This is a genomic window from Nesterenkonia lacusekhoensis, assembly GCF_017876395.1.
GTDB lineage: Bacteria > Actinomycetota > Actinomycetes > Actinomycetales > Micrococcaceae > Nesterenkonia > Nesterenkonia lacusekhoensis.
The window spans coordinates 227,185-242,485 of record NZ_JAGINX010000001.1; the positions used below are offsets into that span (position 1 = coordinate 227,185).

Genomic DNA, 15,301 nt, shown 5'->3' on the forward strand with positions numbered 1-15,301 from the left:
TTAATCGAGGAAGAAGAACATGGCTATCCGTAACCTCAAGCCGACCACACCGGGCCAGCGCGGCTCGTCTGTGGCCGACTTCGCAGAGATCACCCGGGACACCCCGGAGAAGTCCCTGCTGAAGCCGCTGTCCAAGTCGGGCGGCCGCAACAGCTCGGGCAAGATCACCACCCGCCACAAGGGCGGCGGCCACAAGCGTCAGTACCGCATGGTGGACTTCCGCCGCTCCGACAAGGACGGCGTGCCGGCGAAGGTCGCTCACATCGAGTACGACCCCAACCGCACCGCCCGCATCGCGCTGCTGCACTTCGTCGACGGCACCAAGCGCTACATCTTGGCTCCGGCCAAGCTGAAGCAGGGCGACGCCGTGGAGTCCGGCCCCAACGCCGACATCAAGCCCGGCAACAACCTGCCGCTGCGCAACATCCCGCTGGGTACTCAGATCCACGCTGTGGAGCTGCGCCCGGGCGGCGGTGCCAAGCTGGGCCGCTCCGCAGGTGCCTCCATCCAGCTGGTGGCCCGCGAGGGCAAGTACGCCCAGCTGCGTCTGCCCTCCGGTGAGGTCCGCAACGTCGACGTGCGCTGCCGCGCCACCGTCGGCCAGGTGGGCAACGCCGAGCAGTCCAACCTCAACTGGGGCAAGGCCGGCCGCATGCGGTGGAAGGGCGTCCGCCCGACCGTCCGCGGTGTGGTCATGAACCCGGTCGACCACCCGCACGGTGGTGGCGAGGGCAAGACTTCCGGCGGCCGTCACCCGGTCAACCCGAACGGCAAGCCCGAGGGCCGCACCCGTCGTCCCAACAAGGAAAGCGACAAGCTCATCGTGCGTCGCCGTCGTACCAAGAACAAGCGATAGGAGCCTGGAGACATGCCACGCAGCTTGAAGAAGGGCCCCTTCGTTGATCAGCACCTGTACCTGAAGGTCGACGCTGAGAACGAAAAGGGCACCAAGAACGTCATCAAGACCTGGTCCCGCCGTTCGATGATCATCCCGGACATGCTCGGCCACACCATCGCCGTGCACGACGGACGTAAGCACATCCCCGTGTTCATCACTGAGTCGATGGTCGGGCACAAGCTCGGCGAGTTCGCTCCGACGCGCACTTTCCGCGGCCATGTGAAGGACGACAAGAAGGGCAAGCGCCGCTGACCCCGCGAGGGATCCGCAGCGTTTGAACTTCTAGACAAGACGAGAGAAGGAAAGCAATGGAAGCCAAGGCAATTGCGCGCTACCTGCGTGTGACGCCTATGAAGGCCCGGCGCGTCGTCGACCTTGTCCGCGGCAAGCAGGCCAACGAGGCACTGGCCATCCTGCAGTTCGCCCCGCAGGGCGCATCTGAGCCGGTGTACAAGGTGGTGGCCTCCGCTCTGGCGAACGCTCGCCAGCACGCGGACAAGGAAGGTGTCGCCTTCAACGAGGACGACTACTACATCACTGAGGCACGCGTCGACGAAGGCCCGACCATGAAGCGGTTCCGCCCCCGTGCTCAGGGCCGCGCATACCGCATCAACAAGCGCACCAGCCACGTGAGCATCGTGGTCGGTACGGAAGAGAAAGGTGGGGATCAGTAGTGGGACAGAAGATCAACCCCAATGGTTTCCGTCTGGGCGTCACCACTGACCACGTCTCCCACTGGTTCGCCGACTCCAACAAAGAGGGTCAGCGCTACAAGGACTTCGTGAAGGAAGACGTCCAGATCCGCGAGCTGCTGGAGAAGAGCGTCGAGCGCGCCGGCATCTCGAAGGTCGAGATCGAGCGGACCCGCGACCGTGTGCGTGTGGACATCCACACCGCACGTCCGGGCATCGTGATCGGCCGCCGCGGTGCTGAGGCAGACCGCATCCGCGGTGAGCTGGAGAAGCTCACCTCCAAGCAGATCCAGCTGAACATCCTCGAGGTCAAGAACCCCGAGACCGACGCTCAGCTGGTCGCACAGGGCGTCGCCGAGCAGCTGGCCGCACGTGTGGCCTTCCGCCGCGCGATGAAGAAGGCCATCTCCTCCGCCATGCGGGCAGGCGCGAAGGGTATCCGTATCCAGTGCGCCGGCCGTCTGGGCGGCGCTGAGATGTCCCGTTCGGAGTTCTACCGCGAGGGTCGCGTGCCGCTGCACACCCTGCGTGCGAACATCGACTTCGGCAAGCACGAGGCCAAGACCACCTTCGGCCGCATCGGCGTGAAGGTCTGGGTCTACAAGGGCGACCTGACCTCCAAGGAGCTCGCAGCCCAGCAGGCCTCCCAGCCGTCCGGCGGACGCGGTCGCAACGACCGTGGCGGTCGCGGCGGTGAGCGTCGTCGTCGTGGTGGCCGTTCGCGCGGTGACCAGCAGGCTGAGGCCGCTGCAGCGCCCGCCGCCGAGGCACCTGCCGCAGAAGGAGGGCAGAACTGATGTTGATGCCTAAGCGCGTCAAGTTCCGTAAGCCGCATAAGCCCAAGCGTGGCGGCCGAGCCAAGGGCGGCACTGAGCTGGCCTTCGGCGAGTACGGCATCCAGGCACTGGCCCCGGCCTATGTGACCAACCGTCAGATCGAGTCCGCTCGTATCGCCATGACCCGCCACATCAAGCGTGGCGGTAAGGTCTGGATCAACATCTACCCGGACCACCCGCTCACCAAGAAGCCTGCCGAGGTCCGTATGGGCTCCGGTAAGGGTTCCCCCGAGTGGTGGGTCGCCAACGTGAAGCCCGGACGCGTGATGTTCGAGCTTTCCGGTGTCAGCGAAGAGGTCGCCAAGGAGGCCCTGCGTCTGGCAATCCACAAGCTGCCGATGAAGGCACGCGTGATCAGCCGAGAGAGTGGTGAGTGAAGATGGCAGTCGGAACCAAGGATCTGGCAGTGGAGAAGCTGGCAGAGATGGATGACGCAGCACTCGCCGAGTCTCTGCGCAGCGCCAAGGAAGAGCTCTTCAACCTGCGTTTCCAGTCGGCCACCGGCCAGCTGGAGAACTCCAGCCGCCTGAAGGCCGTCAAGCGCGACATCGCACGGATCTACACCATCCTGCGTGAGCGTGAGCTCGGCATCCGTGAGGTCATCACCTCCGGTGAGGACCAGGCTGAGACCAGCGAAGAGAAGACTGAGGACTGACCATGGCAGAGCAGAACAGCACAGCAGGCGCTGCCCCGGAGCGCAACTACCGTAAGAACCTGCGCGGCGTCGTCGTCTCCGACAAGATGGACAAGACCATCGTCGTCGAGGTCGAGGACCGCAAGAAGCACTCGCTCTACGGCAAAGTCATGAAGAGCCACAGCAAGTTCAAGGCCCATGACGAGAACGGTGAGGCAGGTGTGGGCGACATCGTCCAGATCTCCGAGACCCGTCCGCTGTCCCGGAGCAAGCGCTGGCGCCTGGTGCGCATCGTCGAGAAGGCCAAGTGATCCGTCACCTGGTGTGAGCCTCACAGGGCTCCTATGCTTCCCGACGCCGCACAGAGCGTCATAGGAAAAGACCCCGACCCGGCTTCCGGGTTGGGGTCTTTTTCTGTTTCGTGTATGATATTGAGGCTGTGCGCCCGTATGCGTTGACTCGTCGAGTCGCCGCGGACAGCGCACGTCCCCCAGGGCCGCCTCGGCCATCCAGTCACACCACTGACCACACCGTCAGGATTGGGTGGGTAAGCGGCGGGGGAGTTGTTCATTCTAGAAGTTCCACAAGGCTCACCCGGTCTTCGGGGGAGAACCAGTGCGACGACAGGAGAAACCAAGTGATTCAGCAGGAATCGCGGCTCAAGATCGCTGACAACACCGGTGCCAAGGAACTCCTTGTCATCCGTGTTCTCGGTGGATCCGGACGCCGCTACGCAGGTATCGGCGACACATTCGTCGCCACCGTGAAGGACGCCATCCCGGGCGGCAACGTCAAGAAGGGCGACGTCGTCAAGGCAGTTGTCGTGCGTACACGGAAGAAGACCCGTCGCAACGACGGCTCCTACATCAGCTTCGACGAGAACGCTGCTGTCATCCTCAAGGGTGAGACCCAGGATCCGCGCGGCACCCGTATCTTCGGCCCCGTGGGGCGCGAGCTTCGCGACCAGAAGTTCATGAAGATCGTCTCGCTCGCCCCGGAGGTGCTCTGACTCATGGCCAACAAGATCAAGAAGGACGACCTCGTTCAGGTGCTCGCAGGCAAGGACAAGGGCAAGCAGGGCAAGGTCCTGCAGGTCCTCCCGGCCGAAGAGCGCGTGGTCGTCGAGGGTGTCAACCGCGTGAAGCGTCACCTCCGCGCCGGTCAGTTCGGCAGCACCGAAGGCGGCATCGTCGAGTCTGAGGCTCCGCTGCACATCTCGAATGTGGCCGTGGTGGACCCGGAGACCGGCAAGCCGACCCGTGTGGGCTTCCGGATTGAGGAGAACGGCGAGGGCGAGACCAAGAAGGTCCGCTTCGCCAAGGCCTCCGGAAAGGAGCTGTGATGACCGAGGTGCAGAGCGTGACTCAGAAGATCACCCCCCGCTTCAAGACCAAGTACCGCGAGGAGATCCGGGCGTCCCTGCAGGACGAGTTCGGCTACTCCAACGTCATGGAGGTCCCCGGCCTGGTGAAGGTCGTGGTCAACATGGGCGTCGGCGAGGCTGCTCGCGACAACAAGCTGATCCAGGGCGCAGTCGAGGATCTGACCAACATCACCGGTCAGAAGCCCAAGATCACCCGCGCTCGGAAGTCCATCGCGCAGTTCAAGCTGCGTGAGGGCCAGCCGATCGGTGCGTTCACCACGCTTCGTGGTGACCGCATGTGGGAGTTCCTGGACCGTCTCGTGACCTTCGCACTGCCGCGCATCCGCGACTTCCGCGGTCTGAGCGCCAACCAGTTCGACGGCAACGGAAACTACACCTTCGGTCTGTCTGAGCAGGCGGTCTTCCACGAGATCGACCAGGACAAGATCGACCGTCCGCGCGGCATGGACATCACTGTGGTGACCACCGCCAAGACTGATGAGGAAGGCCGCGCGCTGCTGCGTGCACTGGGCTTCCCCTTCAAGACCGAACAGTAAGCATCTACGCCGCAGGTCCCTTCACCAGAGTTCCGGACACGGAATCTCCGGAGATGAGGAAACCGTGGCGAGGAAGGGCACCAGCCCCCTATGACAATGACTGATCCAGTCGCAGACATGCTGACCCGTCTGCGCAACGCCAACTCGGCATACCACGACCAGGTCTCCATGCCCAGCTCCAAGCTGAAGGTCCGTATCGCCGACATCCTCAAGGCAGAGGGCTACATCACCGAGTACCGCGAGGAAGAGGCCGAGGTCGGCAAGACCCTGGTCATCGACCTGAAGTTCGGCCCGAGCCGTGAGCGCTCGATCGCCGGCCTGAAGCGCATCTCGAAGCCTGGTCTGCGCGTCTACGCGAAGTCCAACAACCTCCCGCACGTGCTGGGCGGCCTGGGCATCGCAATCCTGTCCACCTCCTCCGGTCTGCTCACTGACCGTCAGGCTCAGAAGAAGGGCATCGGCGGGGAAGTCCTCGCCTACGTCTGGTAACGGAAGGGAGTCGAAGCACTATGTCACGCATCGGTAAACTTCCGATCACTGTCCCTGCCGGCGTCGAGGTCAAGCTCGACGGTCGGGAGATCTCGGTCAAGGGCCCCAAGGGCGAGCTGAACCGCACCCTCTCCGAGGGTGTGAACGTCGAGCTCGAGGACGGCATCATCACGGTGACCCGTCCCGACGACGAGCGCGAGTCCCGCTCCCTGCACGGCCTGACCCGCAGCCTGATCAACAACATGATCATCGGCGTCACCGAGGGCTACACCAAGAAGCTCGAGATCGTCGGCACCGGCTACCGCGTGCAGGCGAAGGGCTCCGACCTGGAGTTCGCACTCGGCTACTCCCACCCGGTTCCGGTGGAGGCCCCCGAGGGCATCACCTTCACCGTGGAGGGCGCCAACAAGCTTGCTGTCTTCGGCATCGACAAGCAGCAGGTGGGCGAGGTCGCCGCGAACATCCGCAAGCTGCGCAGGCCTGACCCGTACAAGGGCAAGGGCGTGCGTTATGAGGGCGAGCAGATTCGCCGCAAGGCCGGAAAGGCAGGTAAGTAAACCATGGCTATTGGTATCCAGGGCAAGAGCAAGTCTGCGGCCCGCGGCCGTCGCCATCTGCGCCTGCGCAAGAAGCTCAGCGGTTCCGCTGAGCGTCCGCGCCTCGTGGTGAACCGCTCCGCGCGCCACATCGTCGCTCAGGTCGTCAACGACCTCGAGTCCCGCACTCTGGTCTCCGCCTCCACCATGGAGGCAGACCTGCGCAGCTTCGACGGCGACAAGACCGCCAAGGCACAGAAGGTCGGCGAGCTGATCGCTGAGCGTGCCAAGGCTGCCGGCATCGAAGCCGTGGTCTTCGACCGCGGCGGCAACAAGTACCACGGTCGTGTGGCCGCCGTCGCCGACGGCGCCCGGGAAGGTGGGCTGAAGCTGTGAGCGAGAACACCAACGAGAAGGACGCACAGGTGACTGAGTCCAACGAGAACGCCGCCGCCGAGACTGCTGAGCAGGCTCAGGGCGTCGGCCAGCAGAACCAGGGCCAGCGCGGCGGCCGCGATGGCGGCCGTGGTGGCCGCGGCGGTCGCAACGAGGGCCGTGGAGGCCGTGGTGGCCGCGGCGGTCGTGACGAGGAGAAGGACAAGTTCCTCGAGCGCGTCGTGACTATCAACCGTGTCTCCAAGGTCGTCAAGGGCGGTCGTCGCTTCAGCTTCACCGCACTGGTGGTCGTGGGCGACGGCGACGGAACCGTCGGCGTCGGCTACGGCAAGGCCAAAGAGGTCCCCGCCGCCATCCAGAAGGGTGTCGAGGAGGCGAAGAAGAACTTCTTCCGCGTCCCGCGCGTGGGCTCCACCATCCCGCACCTGGTCAAGGGTGAGGATGCAGCCGGCGTCGTGCTGCTGCGTCCGGCATCCGCAGGTACCGGTGTGATCGCCGGCGGTCCGGTCCGTGCCGTCCTGGAGTGCGCAGGCATCCACGACGTGCTGACCAAGTCCATGGGCTCGGTGAACGCCATCAACATCGTTCACGGCACCATCGACGCCCTCAAGCAGCTCGAGGAGCCCGAGGCAGTGGCAGCACGCCGCGGTCTGGCACTCGACGAGGTGGCACCCGCTCCGATGCTCCGCACCATGCAGGAGGACCGCGCAGCGCGTGCCGAGAAGGCAGGTGCATGATGGCCAAGCCCGTTCAGTACAACACCGCAGTGAACCTGAAGGTCGGCGACTCCAAGCTGGAGATCACCCAGACCAAGTCGGTCATCGGCGCAACCCCCAAGCACCGGGAGACCGTGCGGTCCCTGGGCCTGAAGCGGATCGGCCACACTGTGGTCCGCGACGCCGACGCCGTGACCGTGGGTATGCTCAACTCGGTGAAGCATCTCGTGAAGGTTGAGGAGGCGAAGTAAGGATGGCAGAGAACACTGCTCAGTCCGACGTCCTCAAGGTTCACGACCTGCGTCCGGCCCCCGGCTCTCGCAAGGACCGCATTCGTGTGGGCCGTGGTGAGGCATCGAAGGGCAAGACCGCAGGCCGTGGTACCAAGGGTACGAAGGCCCGTTACCAGGTCCGCGCCGGCTTCGAGGGTGGTCAGCTCCCGCTGCACATGCGCCTTCCGAAGCTGCGCGGGTTCAAGAACCCGTTCCGCGTCGAGTACTCCCCGGTGAACCTGGCCAAGCTCGGCCAGCTCTTCCCGGAGGGCGGCGACGTCGCAGCAGAGGACCTGATCGCCAAGGGCGTGGCCAAGAAGGGCCGCCCGGTGAAGGTTCTGGGCTCCGGCGAGATCTCCGTGGCGGTCAACGTGAAGGCTCACGCCTTCTCGGCCTCCGCTGAGGAGAAGATCAAGGCGGCGGGCGGCTCCGTGGAGCAGCTCCCGCTGAAGGCTGCCGCGAAGGCGGAATGACGATCAGCCTGATGTGAACCTGTGCCCTCCCCGGACTCCCTCAAGGAGACCGGGGAGGGCCGTTCACGTTAGGATGACTGACCGTGTGGTCGCCAGACCCATAGAGGAGGACGCTTGTTCAGCGCTATTGCCAGGGTGTTCAGAACGCCCGATCTGCGCCGGAAGATCTGGTTCACCATCGGGATCATCACGATCTACCGGATCGGTGCCTTCATCCCGGCACCCGGTGTGGACTACAACGCTGTTCAGGCGTGCCTGGATATGGGCGGAACCGACGGCGGCCTCTATAACTTCGTCAACATGTTCTCCGGCGGAGCGATGCTTCAGGTCTCGCTCTTCGCCCTGGGGATCATGCCCTACATCACCGCGGCGATCATCGTGCAGCTGCTGCGCGTGGTCATCCCGCGGTTCGAGGCCCTGCAGCGCGAGGGCCCGCAGGGTCAGTCCAAGCTGACCCAGTACACGCGCTACATCACCATCGCCCTGGCGACGCTCCAGGCCACCACGCTGGTCTCCATGGCGCGCTCCGGGGCGCTGCTGCAGTGTGAGATCCCGATCATCCCGCAGGACAACCTCGCGACCATCCTGCTGATGATCCTGGTGATGACCTCCGGTGTGGCTGTGATCATGTGGCTCGGTGAGCAGATCACCGAGCGCGGCGTGGGCAACGGCATGTCCATCCTCATCTTCGTCTCCATTGCCGCCGGCTTCCCCGGCTCGATGGCTGCCATCTGGACCACTCAGGGCTGGCAGACCTTCACCATCGTCTGCCTGATCGGCCTGACGATCGTGGCGGCCGTGGTGTTCGTCGAGCAGTCCCAGCGCCGTGTGCCCGTGCAGTACGCCAAGAAGCAGGTTGGTCGTCGGACTGTCGGCGGCACCTCGACCTACATCCCTATCAAGGTCAACATGGCCGGCGTCATCCCGGTCATCTTCTCCTCCTCGGTGCTGATGCTTCCGCAGGTGCTCATGCAGTTCAACGAGCCCGCGCCGGGGGAGGAGCCGAGCCAGATCGCCCAGTGGATCCAGCAGTACTTCGGCACCGGCGCCCACCCGGTCTACATGGTCACCTTCTTCCTGCTGACCATCGGGTTCACCTACTTCTACGTGACCATCACGTTCAACCCGAACGAGGTCGCGGAGAACATGCGCAAATATGGCGGCTTCATCCCCGGCATCCGCGCCGGACGCCCCACGGAGAACTACCTGGCATATGTGATCTCCCGTATTACGTTCCCGGGCTCCCTCTACTTGGGCTTCATCGCCCTGATCCCGCTGATCGCATTCGTGCTGATCGGCGCTGACCAGGACTTCCCCTTCGGCGGAACGTCTATCCTGATTATGGTTGGTGTGGGCTTGACCACGGTCAAGCAGATCAACGCACAGATGGAACAACGGAACTACGAAGGGCTGCTGCGATGACTCGTATGCTGATCGTCGGTCCCCCCGGGGCCGGCAAGGGAACCCAGTCCAAGAAGATCTCCGAGGAGCATGGCATCGTCGCCATCTCCACCGGTGACATCTTCCGGGAGAACATCAAGGGTCAGACGGAGCTGGGCAAGGAGGCCCAGAAGTACGTCGACGCCGGAAACCTCGTCCCGGACTCCGTCACCAACCGGATGATCGAGGATCGTCTCACCTGGGACGACGCCAAGGATGGGTTCCTGCTGGACGGCTACCCGCGCAATCGCACCCAGGTGGCAGCCTTCGACGAGATCACCGCCCGGCTCGGCGTCGAGCTGGATGTGGTCTTGGAGCTCACCGCTGACCGCGAGGAGCTGATCAGTCGGCTGGTCAGGCGTGCTGAGATCGACGGCCGCGCCGATGACACCGAAGAGGTCATCCGCCACCGCCTGGAGGTCTTCGAGCAGGAGACCGCCCCGATGATCGAGGAGTACCGCCAGCGCGGGGTGCTCAAGCAGGTCGACGGCCTGGGCGAGGTCGAAGAGGTCGAGGCTCGTATCGCAGAAGCGCTGAAGGCCTGACGGATGGGTGTCTTCTCCCGGGGCCGCGTGGAGCTCAAGTCCGCAGATCAGCTCTCCTCGATGGACGCCGCCGGCACAGTGCTCTGCGAGGGGCTGGACGCTGTCATCGCTGCGGCGGCCCCGGGGAAGACCACCGGCGAGCTCAACGAGATCTTCGCCGCGCACCTGGCTGAGCGGGGTGCGGAGCCGAACTTCTTCGGCTATCACGGCTTCCCCGGCCACATCTGTGCCTCGGTCAACGAGGAAGTCGTCCACGGCATCCCCGGGGACCGGGTGCTGGAGGCGGGCGATGTGCTCAAGATCGACGCCGGCTGCATCATCGACGGCTGGCACTCCGACTCGGCACGGACCGTCATCCTCGGATCCTCCGAACAGGGGACTGCGGATGCCGAGGACGAACGCCTCTCTGCGATCACTCGTGATGCCATGTGGAGGGGGATCGCGGCCTTCGCCCAGGCCAAGCACATCGGTGAGATCGGCGAAGCGATCGAGGACTATGTCCGATCCCAGCCCGGCAGGCGTCTCGGCATCCTCGAGGACTACGTGGGCCATGGCATCGGTTCGGCCATGCATATGGCTCCCGACGTCTTCAACTACTCCACCGGCATGAAGGGCACCAAGGTCCGCCCGGGCATGGCCTTGGCGATCGAGCCCATGCTGACCCGCGGCGGCATCGAGACCGATGTCCTCTCCGATGACTGGACCGTGGTGACCTCGGACGGATCCCGTGCCTCCCAGTGGGAGCACTCCGTGGCCCGTCACGACGGCGGCATCTGGGTCCTCACCGCGCCCGACGGCGGCGCCTCCGAGCTGGAGCCGCTGGGCGTCACCCCTGTGCCGATCGGCCAGTGAGGCACGCGCCTCGCCGCGGCGCCTAGCACCGACCCGCGACGATTGGCTGAATTCGGTCCCGGCGTGTACGATGGACTGCTGGTTGTCTCTGTGGTTAACCCCTGCCTATAAACGGGCTGGACGGGGTGTGCCCGGAGACCTGAACCAGCAACACAACCAGGTTGGGGAGTCATGGGCAAAAAAGAAGGCGTCATCGAAGTAGAGGGTCAGGTCATCGAGGCCCTCCCGAATGCAATGTTCCGGGTCCGGCTGGAGAACGAGCACATCCTCCTGGCCACGATCTCGGGCAAGATGCGCCAGCACTACATCCGTATCCTCCCGGAGGACCGGGTTGTGGTGGAGATGAGCCCGTATGACCTCAACCGTGGACGCATCGTCTACCGGTACAAGTGATTTAGGAGAACCCATGAAGGTTCAGCCGAGCGTTAAGCCGGTCTGCTCGGACTGCAAACTGATTCGTCGTCAGGGTGTCGTCCGCGTGATCTGCAAGAACCCGCGCCACAAGCAGCGCCAGGGCTGAGCTCCTCACTGTACGACCCGTTCAGGTGAGGGCGCACCCGCGCTGACTACAGCTCAAAAGAATCATGGCAGTGCAGCTCGGACGAGCTGACGAGCACACCTCCGGTTGCCGAAGGCCGGGGACCCGCACAGGCATCACCTCCGATGCCGGGACATGCACTGCTGAAGACCTTCGGACAAGCAGAAGGAGGACTGCCACGTGGCACGTCTGGCAGGTGTGGACATCCCGCGCGAAAAGCGCACGGTGATCGCACTCACTTACATCTACGGCGTCGGCAAGACCCGCGCCGCCCTGGCCCTTGAGGCCACCGGTGTTGACCCCAACACCCGCGTGAAGGACCTGACTGATGATCAGCTGGTCGCTCTGCGTGACTACATCGAGGGCAACTTCACCGTCGAAGGTGATCTCCGCCGTGAGGTCTCCGCCGACATCCGCCGCAAGGTCGAGATCGGCTCCTACGAGGGCCTCCGTCACCGCCGCGGTCTGCCGGTGCGAGGTCAGAAGACCAAGACCAACGCCCGCACCCGCAAGGGCCCGAAGAAGACCGTCGCAGGTAAGAAGAAGTAGTCACAGGAGAAGATATGCCCCCCAAGACTCGCGCTGCGGCTCGTAAGCCGCGCCGTAAGGCAAGCAAGAACATCACCCAGGGTCAGGCTCACATCAAGTCGACCTTCAACAACACCATCGTGTCCATCACGGATCCGACCGGCGCCGTGGTCTCCTGGGCCTCCTCCGGCGAGGTGGGCTTCAAGGGATCCCGCAAGTCGACTCCCTACGCCGCTCAGATGGCAGCCGAGCAGGCCGCCAAGCGCGCACAGGAGCACGGCATGCGCAAGGTCGACGTCTTCGTGAAGGGCCCGGGCTCGGGCCGCGAGACCGCGATCCGCTCCCTGCAGGCCGCAGGCCTGGAGGTCGGCTCCATCTCCGACGTCACCCCCAGCGCCCACAACGGCTGCCGGCCGCCGAAGCGCCGTCGCGTCTGAGCGACCTTCTATTGGCCCCAGCCCCCGCCCCGGCTCCGCGCCGGGGCGCGGGCCGAGCATCATAATCAGTGAGTTTGCGTCATATAGCGGATGCACTCTGAAAGGAATCACACGTGCTCATTGCACAGCGCCCCACGCTGACCGAAGAAGTCGTCGCAGATAACCGTTCGCGTTTCGTCATCGAGCCCCTGGAGCCCGGTTTCGGCTACACCCTGGGCAACTCGCTGCGCCGCACCCTGCTGTCCTCCATCCCCGGTGCTGCTGTGACCAGCATCCGGATCGACGGCGTGCTGCACGAGTTCACCACCATCGCCGGTGCCAAGGAGGACGTCACCGAGCTGGTGCTTAACGTCAAGAAGCTGTCGGTCTCCTCCGAGCACGACGAGCCCGTCGTGGCCTACCTCCGCAAGGAGGGCCCCGGTGCGGTCACCGCTGCTGACATCACCCCGCCGGCCGGCGTCGAGTTCCACAACCCGGACCTCTACCTCGGCACCCTCAACGAGGACGGCAAGCTGGACATGGAGCTGACCGTCGAGCGCGGCCGCGGCTATGTCTCTGCTGCACAGAACAAGGTCGCCGACTCGGAGATCGGCCGCATCCCGGTCGACTCCATCTACTCCCCAGTCCTGAAGGTCTCCTTCAAGGTTGAGGCGACCCGTGTCGAGCAGCGCACCGACTTCGACAAGCTGATCGTCGACGTCGAGACCAAGCCCTCTGTGGCTCCGCGCGACGCTCTGGCATCGGCAGGCACCACTCTGGTCGAGCTGTTCTCGTTGGCCCGTGAGCTCAACGTGGCCGCCGAGGGCATCGAGATCGGTCCGTCCCCGACGGATGCAGCCCTGGCTGCGGACATGGCTCTGCCGATCGAGGACCTCGAGCTGACGGTCCGTTCCTACAACTGCCTCAAGCGCGAGGGCATCCACACTGTGGGTGAGCTCGTGGCACGCTCCGAGGCTGACCTGATGGACATCCGCAACTTCGGTGCGAAGTCCATCGACGAGGTCAAGGACAAGCTGACCGAGCTGGGTCTGTCCCTGAAGGACTCCCCGGTCGGCTTCGACCCGACCGCCGCGCGCTTCCAGGAGGCGGGCGAGGACGAGGACCTCGACGACGAGCAGCAGTACTGAGCCGCTGCGGCACATATATTTCTAGGAGAACAAGACAATGCCTACCCCCACTAAGGGACCGCGCCTGGGCGGCAGCCCGACGCACGAGAAGATGATGCTGCAGAACCTCTCTGCCAGCCTGTTCGAGAACCGCTCGATCACCACCACCCTGACCAAGGCCAAGCGTGTCCAGCCCTTCGCTGAGCGCCTGATCACCTTCGCCAAGAAGGGTGACCTGGCGGCACGCCGCAAGGTGGTCGGCCAGCTCTCTGCGAAGAACGCCACCAACCAGGCGATCGTCCACGAGCTGTTCACCGTGATCGCACCGGCCATGGCCGAGCGCGAGGGCGGCTACACCCGCATCACCAAGGTCGGCAACCGCAAGGGCGACAACGCTCCGATGGCTGTCATCGAGCTGGTGATGGAGCCGGTCTCCCCGAAGCAGAAGGTCGTCGCCGACGCAGAGCAGGCCACCGCCGCCGCTGCGCCGGAGGAGCCCGCTGAGGTCGAGGCTGAGGAGACTCCCGCCGAGGAGGCTGCCGAGGTCGAGGCCGAGGAGACCGCTGAGGCTCCCGCCGAGGAGACTGAGACCTCCGAGGAGTCCGAGGACAAGTGATCCTCTGACGCTCTTCATGGGAAGCGCCCCGGACCGTCTGGTCCGGGGCGCTTCTCTGTGTCTGAGGGCTGTGTGGGGAGAGGGCGGCGTCGGGCGTGTGCGGCTGCAGCGGCGATAGGCTGGGACCATGCCCAGAATCCGTCTTGACCTCGCCTACGACGGCAACGCCTACCGAGGATGGGCGGCCCAGCCTGGGCTGCCCACCGTCCAGGGCGTGCTGCAGGAAGGCCTGGCCACGCTCATCCGCCGGGAGGTCCCGGTGGTCGTGGCCGGCAGAACGGATGCGGGCGTGCATGCCCGCGGTCAGGTGGTCCATTTCGACCTCACCGAGGAGGAGTGGCACCGACTTGCCCGGGGCCGGGACATCACGCCGGCTGAGGCGATGCTGCGCAGGATCGGAGGCGTGCTCTCGCGCCAGGACGGCGCGGTCATCGTCCACCGTGCCGCGGCGGTCCCTGATGACTTCGACGCGCGGTTCTCCGCGCTGAGCCGCAGCTACAGCTACCGCTTGGCCGACGGGCCGCAGCGCAGAGATCCGCTGCGCCGCTTCGACACCGCCTGGCATCCCCGGGCCCTGGACGAGGGGCTCATGGACGCTGAGGCGACCTCAGCTGTGGCTGCTGACGGGGGAGTGCGCGACTTCGGCAGCTTCTGCAAGCCGCGGGAGATGAGCACGACCGTTCGGCAGCTGCAGCACTTCAGCATCCGTCGGGGCCCCGACGATGTGCTGGTGGCCCACCTGAGGGCGGATGCGTTCTGCCACCACATGGTCCGGGCGCTGATCGGCGCCTGCATCGAGGTGGGGGAGGGGCGCCGGGAGCCGGGCTGGGTGCTGAGCCGTCTGGAGCGGCCCAGCTGGGACTCCTCGGTGCGTCTGGCCCCGCCGAACGGTCTGGTCCTGGAATCGGTGCAGTACCCGGACGATGATCGGCTGCGGGCACGGGCGGAGCAGACCCGCGCCCTGCGTCCCACGTGAGCGTAGGGCCCCGGCAGCTCTGTGCTGGTCGATGTGATCGCGGTAACGTAGCCCCAGGCAGGCCGGACGACCAGGGCCGCAGGCATACCCAGGAGGACGCAGACATGGTGGGACGGACGACGGCGCGATCGCAGAGCATGACGGCCGGTGCACCCGATCCGGCAGGCGGGCGGCTGCTGGCGGGACCCTCTGGCTCTGGTGGATCATCGGCGCCGTCGTCGTGCTGGCCATCCTGGCGGCGCTGTTCTACTTCTACCGCTCCAGGACCAGTGCTCCGGCCGCTGAAGAGGCCGCAGGCGAAGAGGGATACTCCAAGATCTGAGCGGGCACGGCCCGTTCAGAGCCGTGCCGTTCAGAGCAGAGCAGAGCAGAGCAGAGCAGAGCAGAGCAGAGCAGAGCAG

Annotated in this window: 26 protein-coding genes; all 26 read left to right on the top strand. The window is 65.1% G+C overall.

Translation table 11 applies throughout. From position 1 onward, the window contains the following. Nucleotides 1-19: 19 nt before the first annotated feature. Nucleotides 20-856, top strand: coding sequence for a 50S ribosomal protein L2 (gene rplB / locus JOF45_RS01060; RefSeq protein WP_210047393.1), 837 nt, complete (start codon nt 20-22; stop codon nt 854-856). A gap of 12 nt (nt 857-868) precedes the next feature. Continuing rightward, entirely contained in the window at nt 869-1,150 is a 282-nt protein-coding gene (gene rpsS / locus JOF45_RS01065) for a 30S ribosomal protein S19 (RefSeq protein ID WP_188684523.1), read from the top strand. Nucleotides 1,151-1,206: 56 nt separating this feature from the next. After that, nucleotides 1,207-1,572 carry a 50S ribosomal protein L22 gene (gene rplV, locus JOF45_RS01070; RefSeq protein WP_210047394.1) on the top strand — a complete coding sequence of 122 codons (366 nt, stop codon included), beginning with the start codon at nt 1,207-1,209 and terminating at the stop codon, nt 1,570-1,572. Beyond that, entirely contained in the window at nt 1,572-2,387 is an 816-nt protein-coding gene (gene rpsC, locus JOF45_RS01075; RefSeq protein ID WP_210047395.1) for a 30S ribosomal protein S3, read from the top strand. Before rplV ends, rpsC begins: the two co-directional genes overlap by 1 nt. Beyond that, nucleotides 2,387-2,803 (top strand): 50S ribosomal protein L16, encoded by a 417-nt coding sequence (rplP, locus tag JOF45_RS01080; protein ID WP_210047396.1) that lies wholly within the window; start codon nt 2,387-2,389, stop codon nt 2,801-2,803. The genes rpsC and rplP overlap by 1 nt, the downstream gene beginning before the upstream one ends. A gap of 2 nt (nt 2,804-2,805) precedes the next feature. Further along, nucleotides 2,806-3,081, top strand: a complete 276-nt coding sequence (gene rpmC, locus JOF45_RS01085; protein ID WP_210047397.1) for a 50S ribosomal protein L29 — start codon at nt 2,806-2,808, stop codon at nt 3,079-3,081. A gap of 2 nt (nt 3,082-3,083) precedes the next feature. Then, on the top strand, nt 3,084-3,371 hold the full coding sequence (gene rpsQ / locus JOF45_RS01090) for a 30S ribosomal protein S17 (protein WP_210047398.1): 288 nt from the start codon (nt 3,084-3,086) through the stop codon (nt 3,369-3,371). Between the two features lie 326 nt (nt 3,372-3,697). Then, the gene (gene rplN, locus JOF45_RS01095) at nt 3,698-4,069 is read left to right on the top strand and encodes a 50S ribosomal protein L14 (RefSeq protein ID WP_210047399.1); all 372 of its coding nucleotides are present in this window, start codon (nt 3,698-3,700) and stop codon (nt 4,067-4,069) included. Between the two features lie 3 nt (nt 4,070-4,072). After that, entirely contained in the window at nt 4,073-4,402 is a 330-nt protein-coding gene (gene rplX / locus JOF45_RS01100) for a 50S ribosomal protein L24 (protein ID WP_210047400.1), read from the top strand. Next, nucleotides 4,402-4,980, top strand: a complete 579-nt coding sequence (gene rplE / locus JOF45_RS01105) for a 50S ribosomal protein L5 (protein WP_210047401.1) — start codon at nt 4,402-4,404, stop codon at nt 4,978-4,980. The genes rplX and rplE overlap by 1 nt, the downstream gene beginning before the upstream one ends. 90 nt (nt 4,981-5,070) lie before the next feature. Further along, entirely contained in the window at nt 5,071-5,469 is a 399-nt protein-coding gene (gene rpsH / locus JOF45_RS01110; protein ID WP_210047402.1) for a 30S ribosomal protein S8, read from the top strand. A gap of 20 nt (nt 5,470-5,489) precedes the next feature. Then, nucleotides 5,490-6,026, top strand: coding sequence for a 50S ribosomal protein L6 (rplF, locus tag JOF45_RS01115; RefSeq protein WP_210047403.1), 537 nt, complete (start codon nt 5,490-5,492; stop codon nt 6,024-6,026). Nucleotides 6,027-6,029: 3 nt separating this feature from the next. After that, nucleotides 6,030-6,401, top strand: a complete 372-nt coding sequence (rplR, locus tag JOF45_RS01120) for a 50S ribosomal protein L18 (RefSeq protein ID WP_188684545.1) — start codon at nt 6,030-6,032, stop codon at nt 6,399-6,401. Continuing rightward, entirely contained in the window at nt 6,398-7,138 is a 741-nt protein-coding gene (rpsE, locus tag JOF45_RS01125) for a 30S ribosomal protein S5 (protein ID WP_210047404.1), read from the top strand. The genes rplR and rpsE overlap by 4 nt, the downstream gene beginning before the upstream one ends. Next, a complete protein-coding gene (gene rpmD, locus JOF45_RS01130) occupies nt 7,138-7,368 on the top strand; it encodes a 50S ribosomal protein L30 (protein WP_210047405.1) in 231 nt (76 codons plus the stop codon). Before rpsE ends, rpmD begins: the two co-directional genes overlap by 1 nt. A 2-nt stretch (nt 7,369-7,370) precedes the next feature. Next, nucleotides 7,371-7,862 carry a 50S ribosomal protein L15 gene (gene rplO, locus JOF45_RS01135; RefSeq protein ID WP_210047406.1) on the top strand — a complete coding sequence of 164 codons (492 nt, stop codon included), beginning with the start codon at nt 7,371-7,373 and terminating at the stop codon, nt 7,860-7,862. A 114-nt stretch (nt 7,863-7,976) separates the two neighbouring features. Next, nucleotides 7,977-9,284 carry a preprotein translocase subunit SecY gene (gene secY, locus JOF45_RS01140; RefSeq protein WP_210047407.1) on the top strand — a complete coding sequence of 436 codons (1,308 nt, stop codon included), beginning with the start codon at nt 7,977-7,979 and terminating at the stop codon, nt 9,282-9,284. Next, entirely contained in the window at nt 9,281-9,847 is a 567-nt protein-coding gene (locus JOF45_RS01145; RefSeq protein ID WP_210047408.1) for an adenylate kinase, read from the top strand. The genes secY and JOF45_RS01145 overlap by 4 nt, the downstream gene beginning before the upstream one ends. A 3-nt stretch (nt 9,848-9,850) precedes the next feature. Then, nucleotides 9,851-10,699 (top strand): type I methionyl aminopeptidase, encoded by an 849-nt coding sequence (gene map, locus JOF45_RS01150; protein ID WP_210047409.1) that lies wholly within the window; start codon nt 9,851-9,853, stop codon nt 10,697-10,699. A gap of 171 nt (nt 10,700-10,870) precedes the next feature. Continuing rightward, the gene (gene infA / locus JOF45_RS01155; RefSeq protein WP_210047410.1) at nt 10,871-11,092 is read left to right on the top strand and encodes a translation initiation factor IF-1; all 222 of its coding nucleotides are present in this window, start codon (nt 10,871-10,873) and stop codon (nt 11,090-11,092) included. A gap of 13 nt (nt 11,093-11,105) precedes the next feature. Further along, nucleotides 11,106-11,219: a 50S ribosomal protein L36 gene (rpmJ, locus tag JOF45_RS01160; RefSeq protein WP_188684561.1), complete on the top strand. Its 114-nt coding sequence runs from the start codon at nt 11,106-11,108 to the stop codon at nt 11,217-11,219. Nucleotides 11,220-11,417: 198 nt separating this feature from the next. Continuing rightward, on the top strand, nt 11,418-11,786 hold the full coding sequence (gene rpsM, locus JOF45_RS01165; protein WP_210047411.1) for a 30S ribosomal protein S13: 369 nt from the start codon (nt 11,418-11,420) through the stop codon (nt 11,784-11,786). A gap of 14 nt (nt 11,787-11,800) precedes the next feature. Beyond that, nucleotides 11,801-12,202 carry a 30S ribosomal protein S11 gene (gene rpsK, locus JOF45_RS01170; protein WP_210047412.1) on the top strand — a complete coding sequence of 134 codons (402 nt, stop codon included), beginning with the start codon at nt 11,801-11,803 and terminating at the stop codon, nt 12,200-12,202. Nucleotides 12,203-12,315: 113 nt separating this feature from the next. Then, entirely contained in the window at nt 12,316-13,329 is a 1,014-nt protein-coding gene (locus tag JOF45_RS01175; protein WP_210047413.1) for a DNA-directed RNA polymerase subunit alpha, read from the top strand. 37 nt (nt 13,330-13,366) lie between these two features. Next, nucleotides 13,367-13,924, top strand: coding sequence for a 50S ribosomal protein L17 (gene rplQ / locus JOF45_RS01180; RefSeq protein ID WP_210047414.1), 558 nt, complete (start codon nt 13,367-13,369; stop codon nt 13,922-13,924). 127 nt (nt 13,925-14,051) lie between these two features. Beyond that, the gene (locus JOF45_RS01185; protein WP_210047415.1) at nt 14,052-14,900 is read left to right on the top strand and encodes a tRNA pseudouridine synthase A; all 849 of its coding nucleotides are present in this window, start codon (nt 14,052-14,054) and stop codon (nt 14,898-14,900) included. Nucleotides 14,901-15,301: the final 401 nt, after the last annotated feature.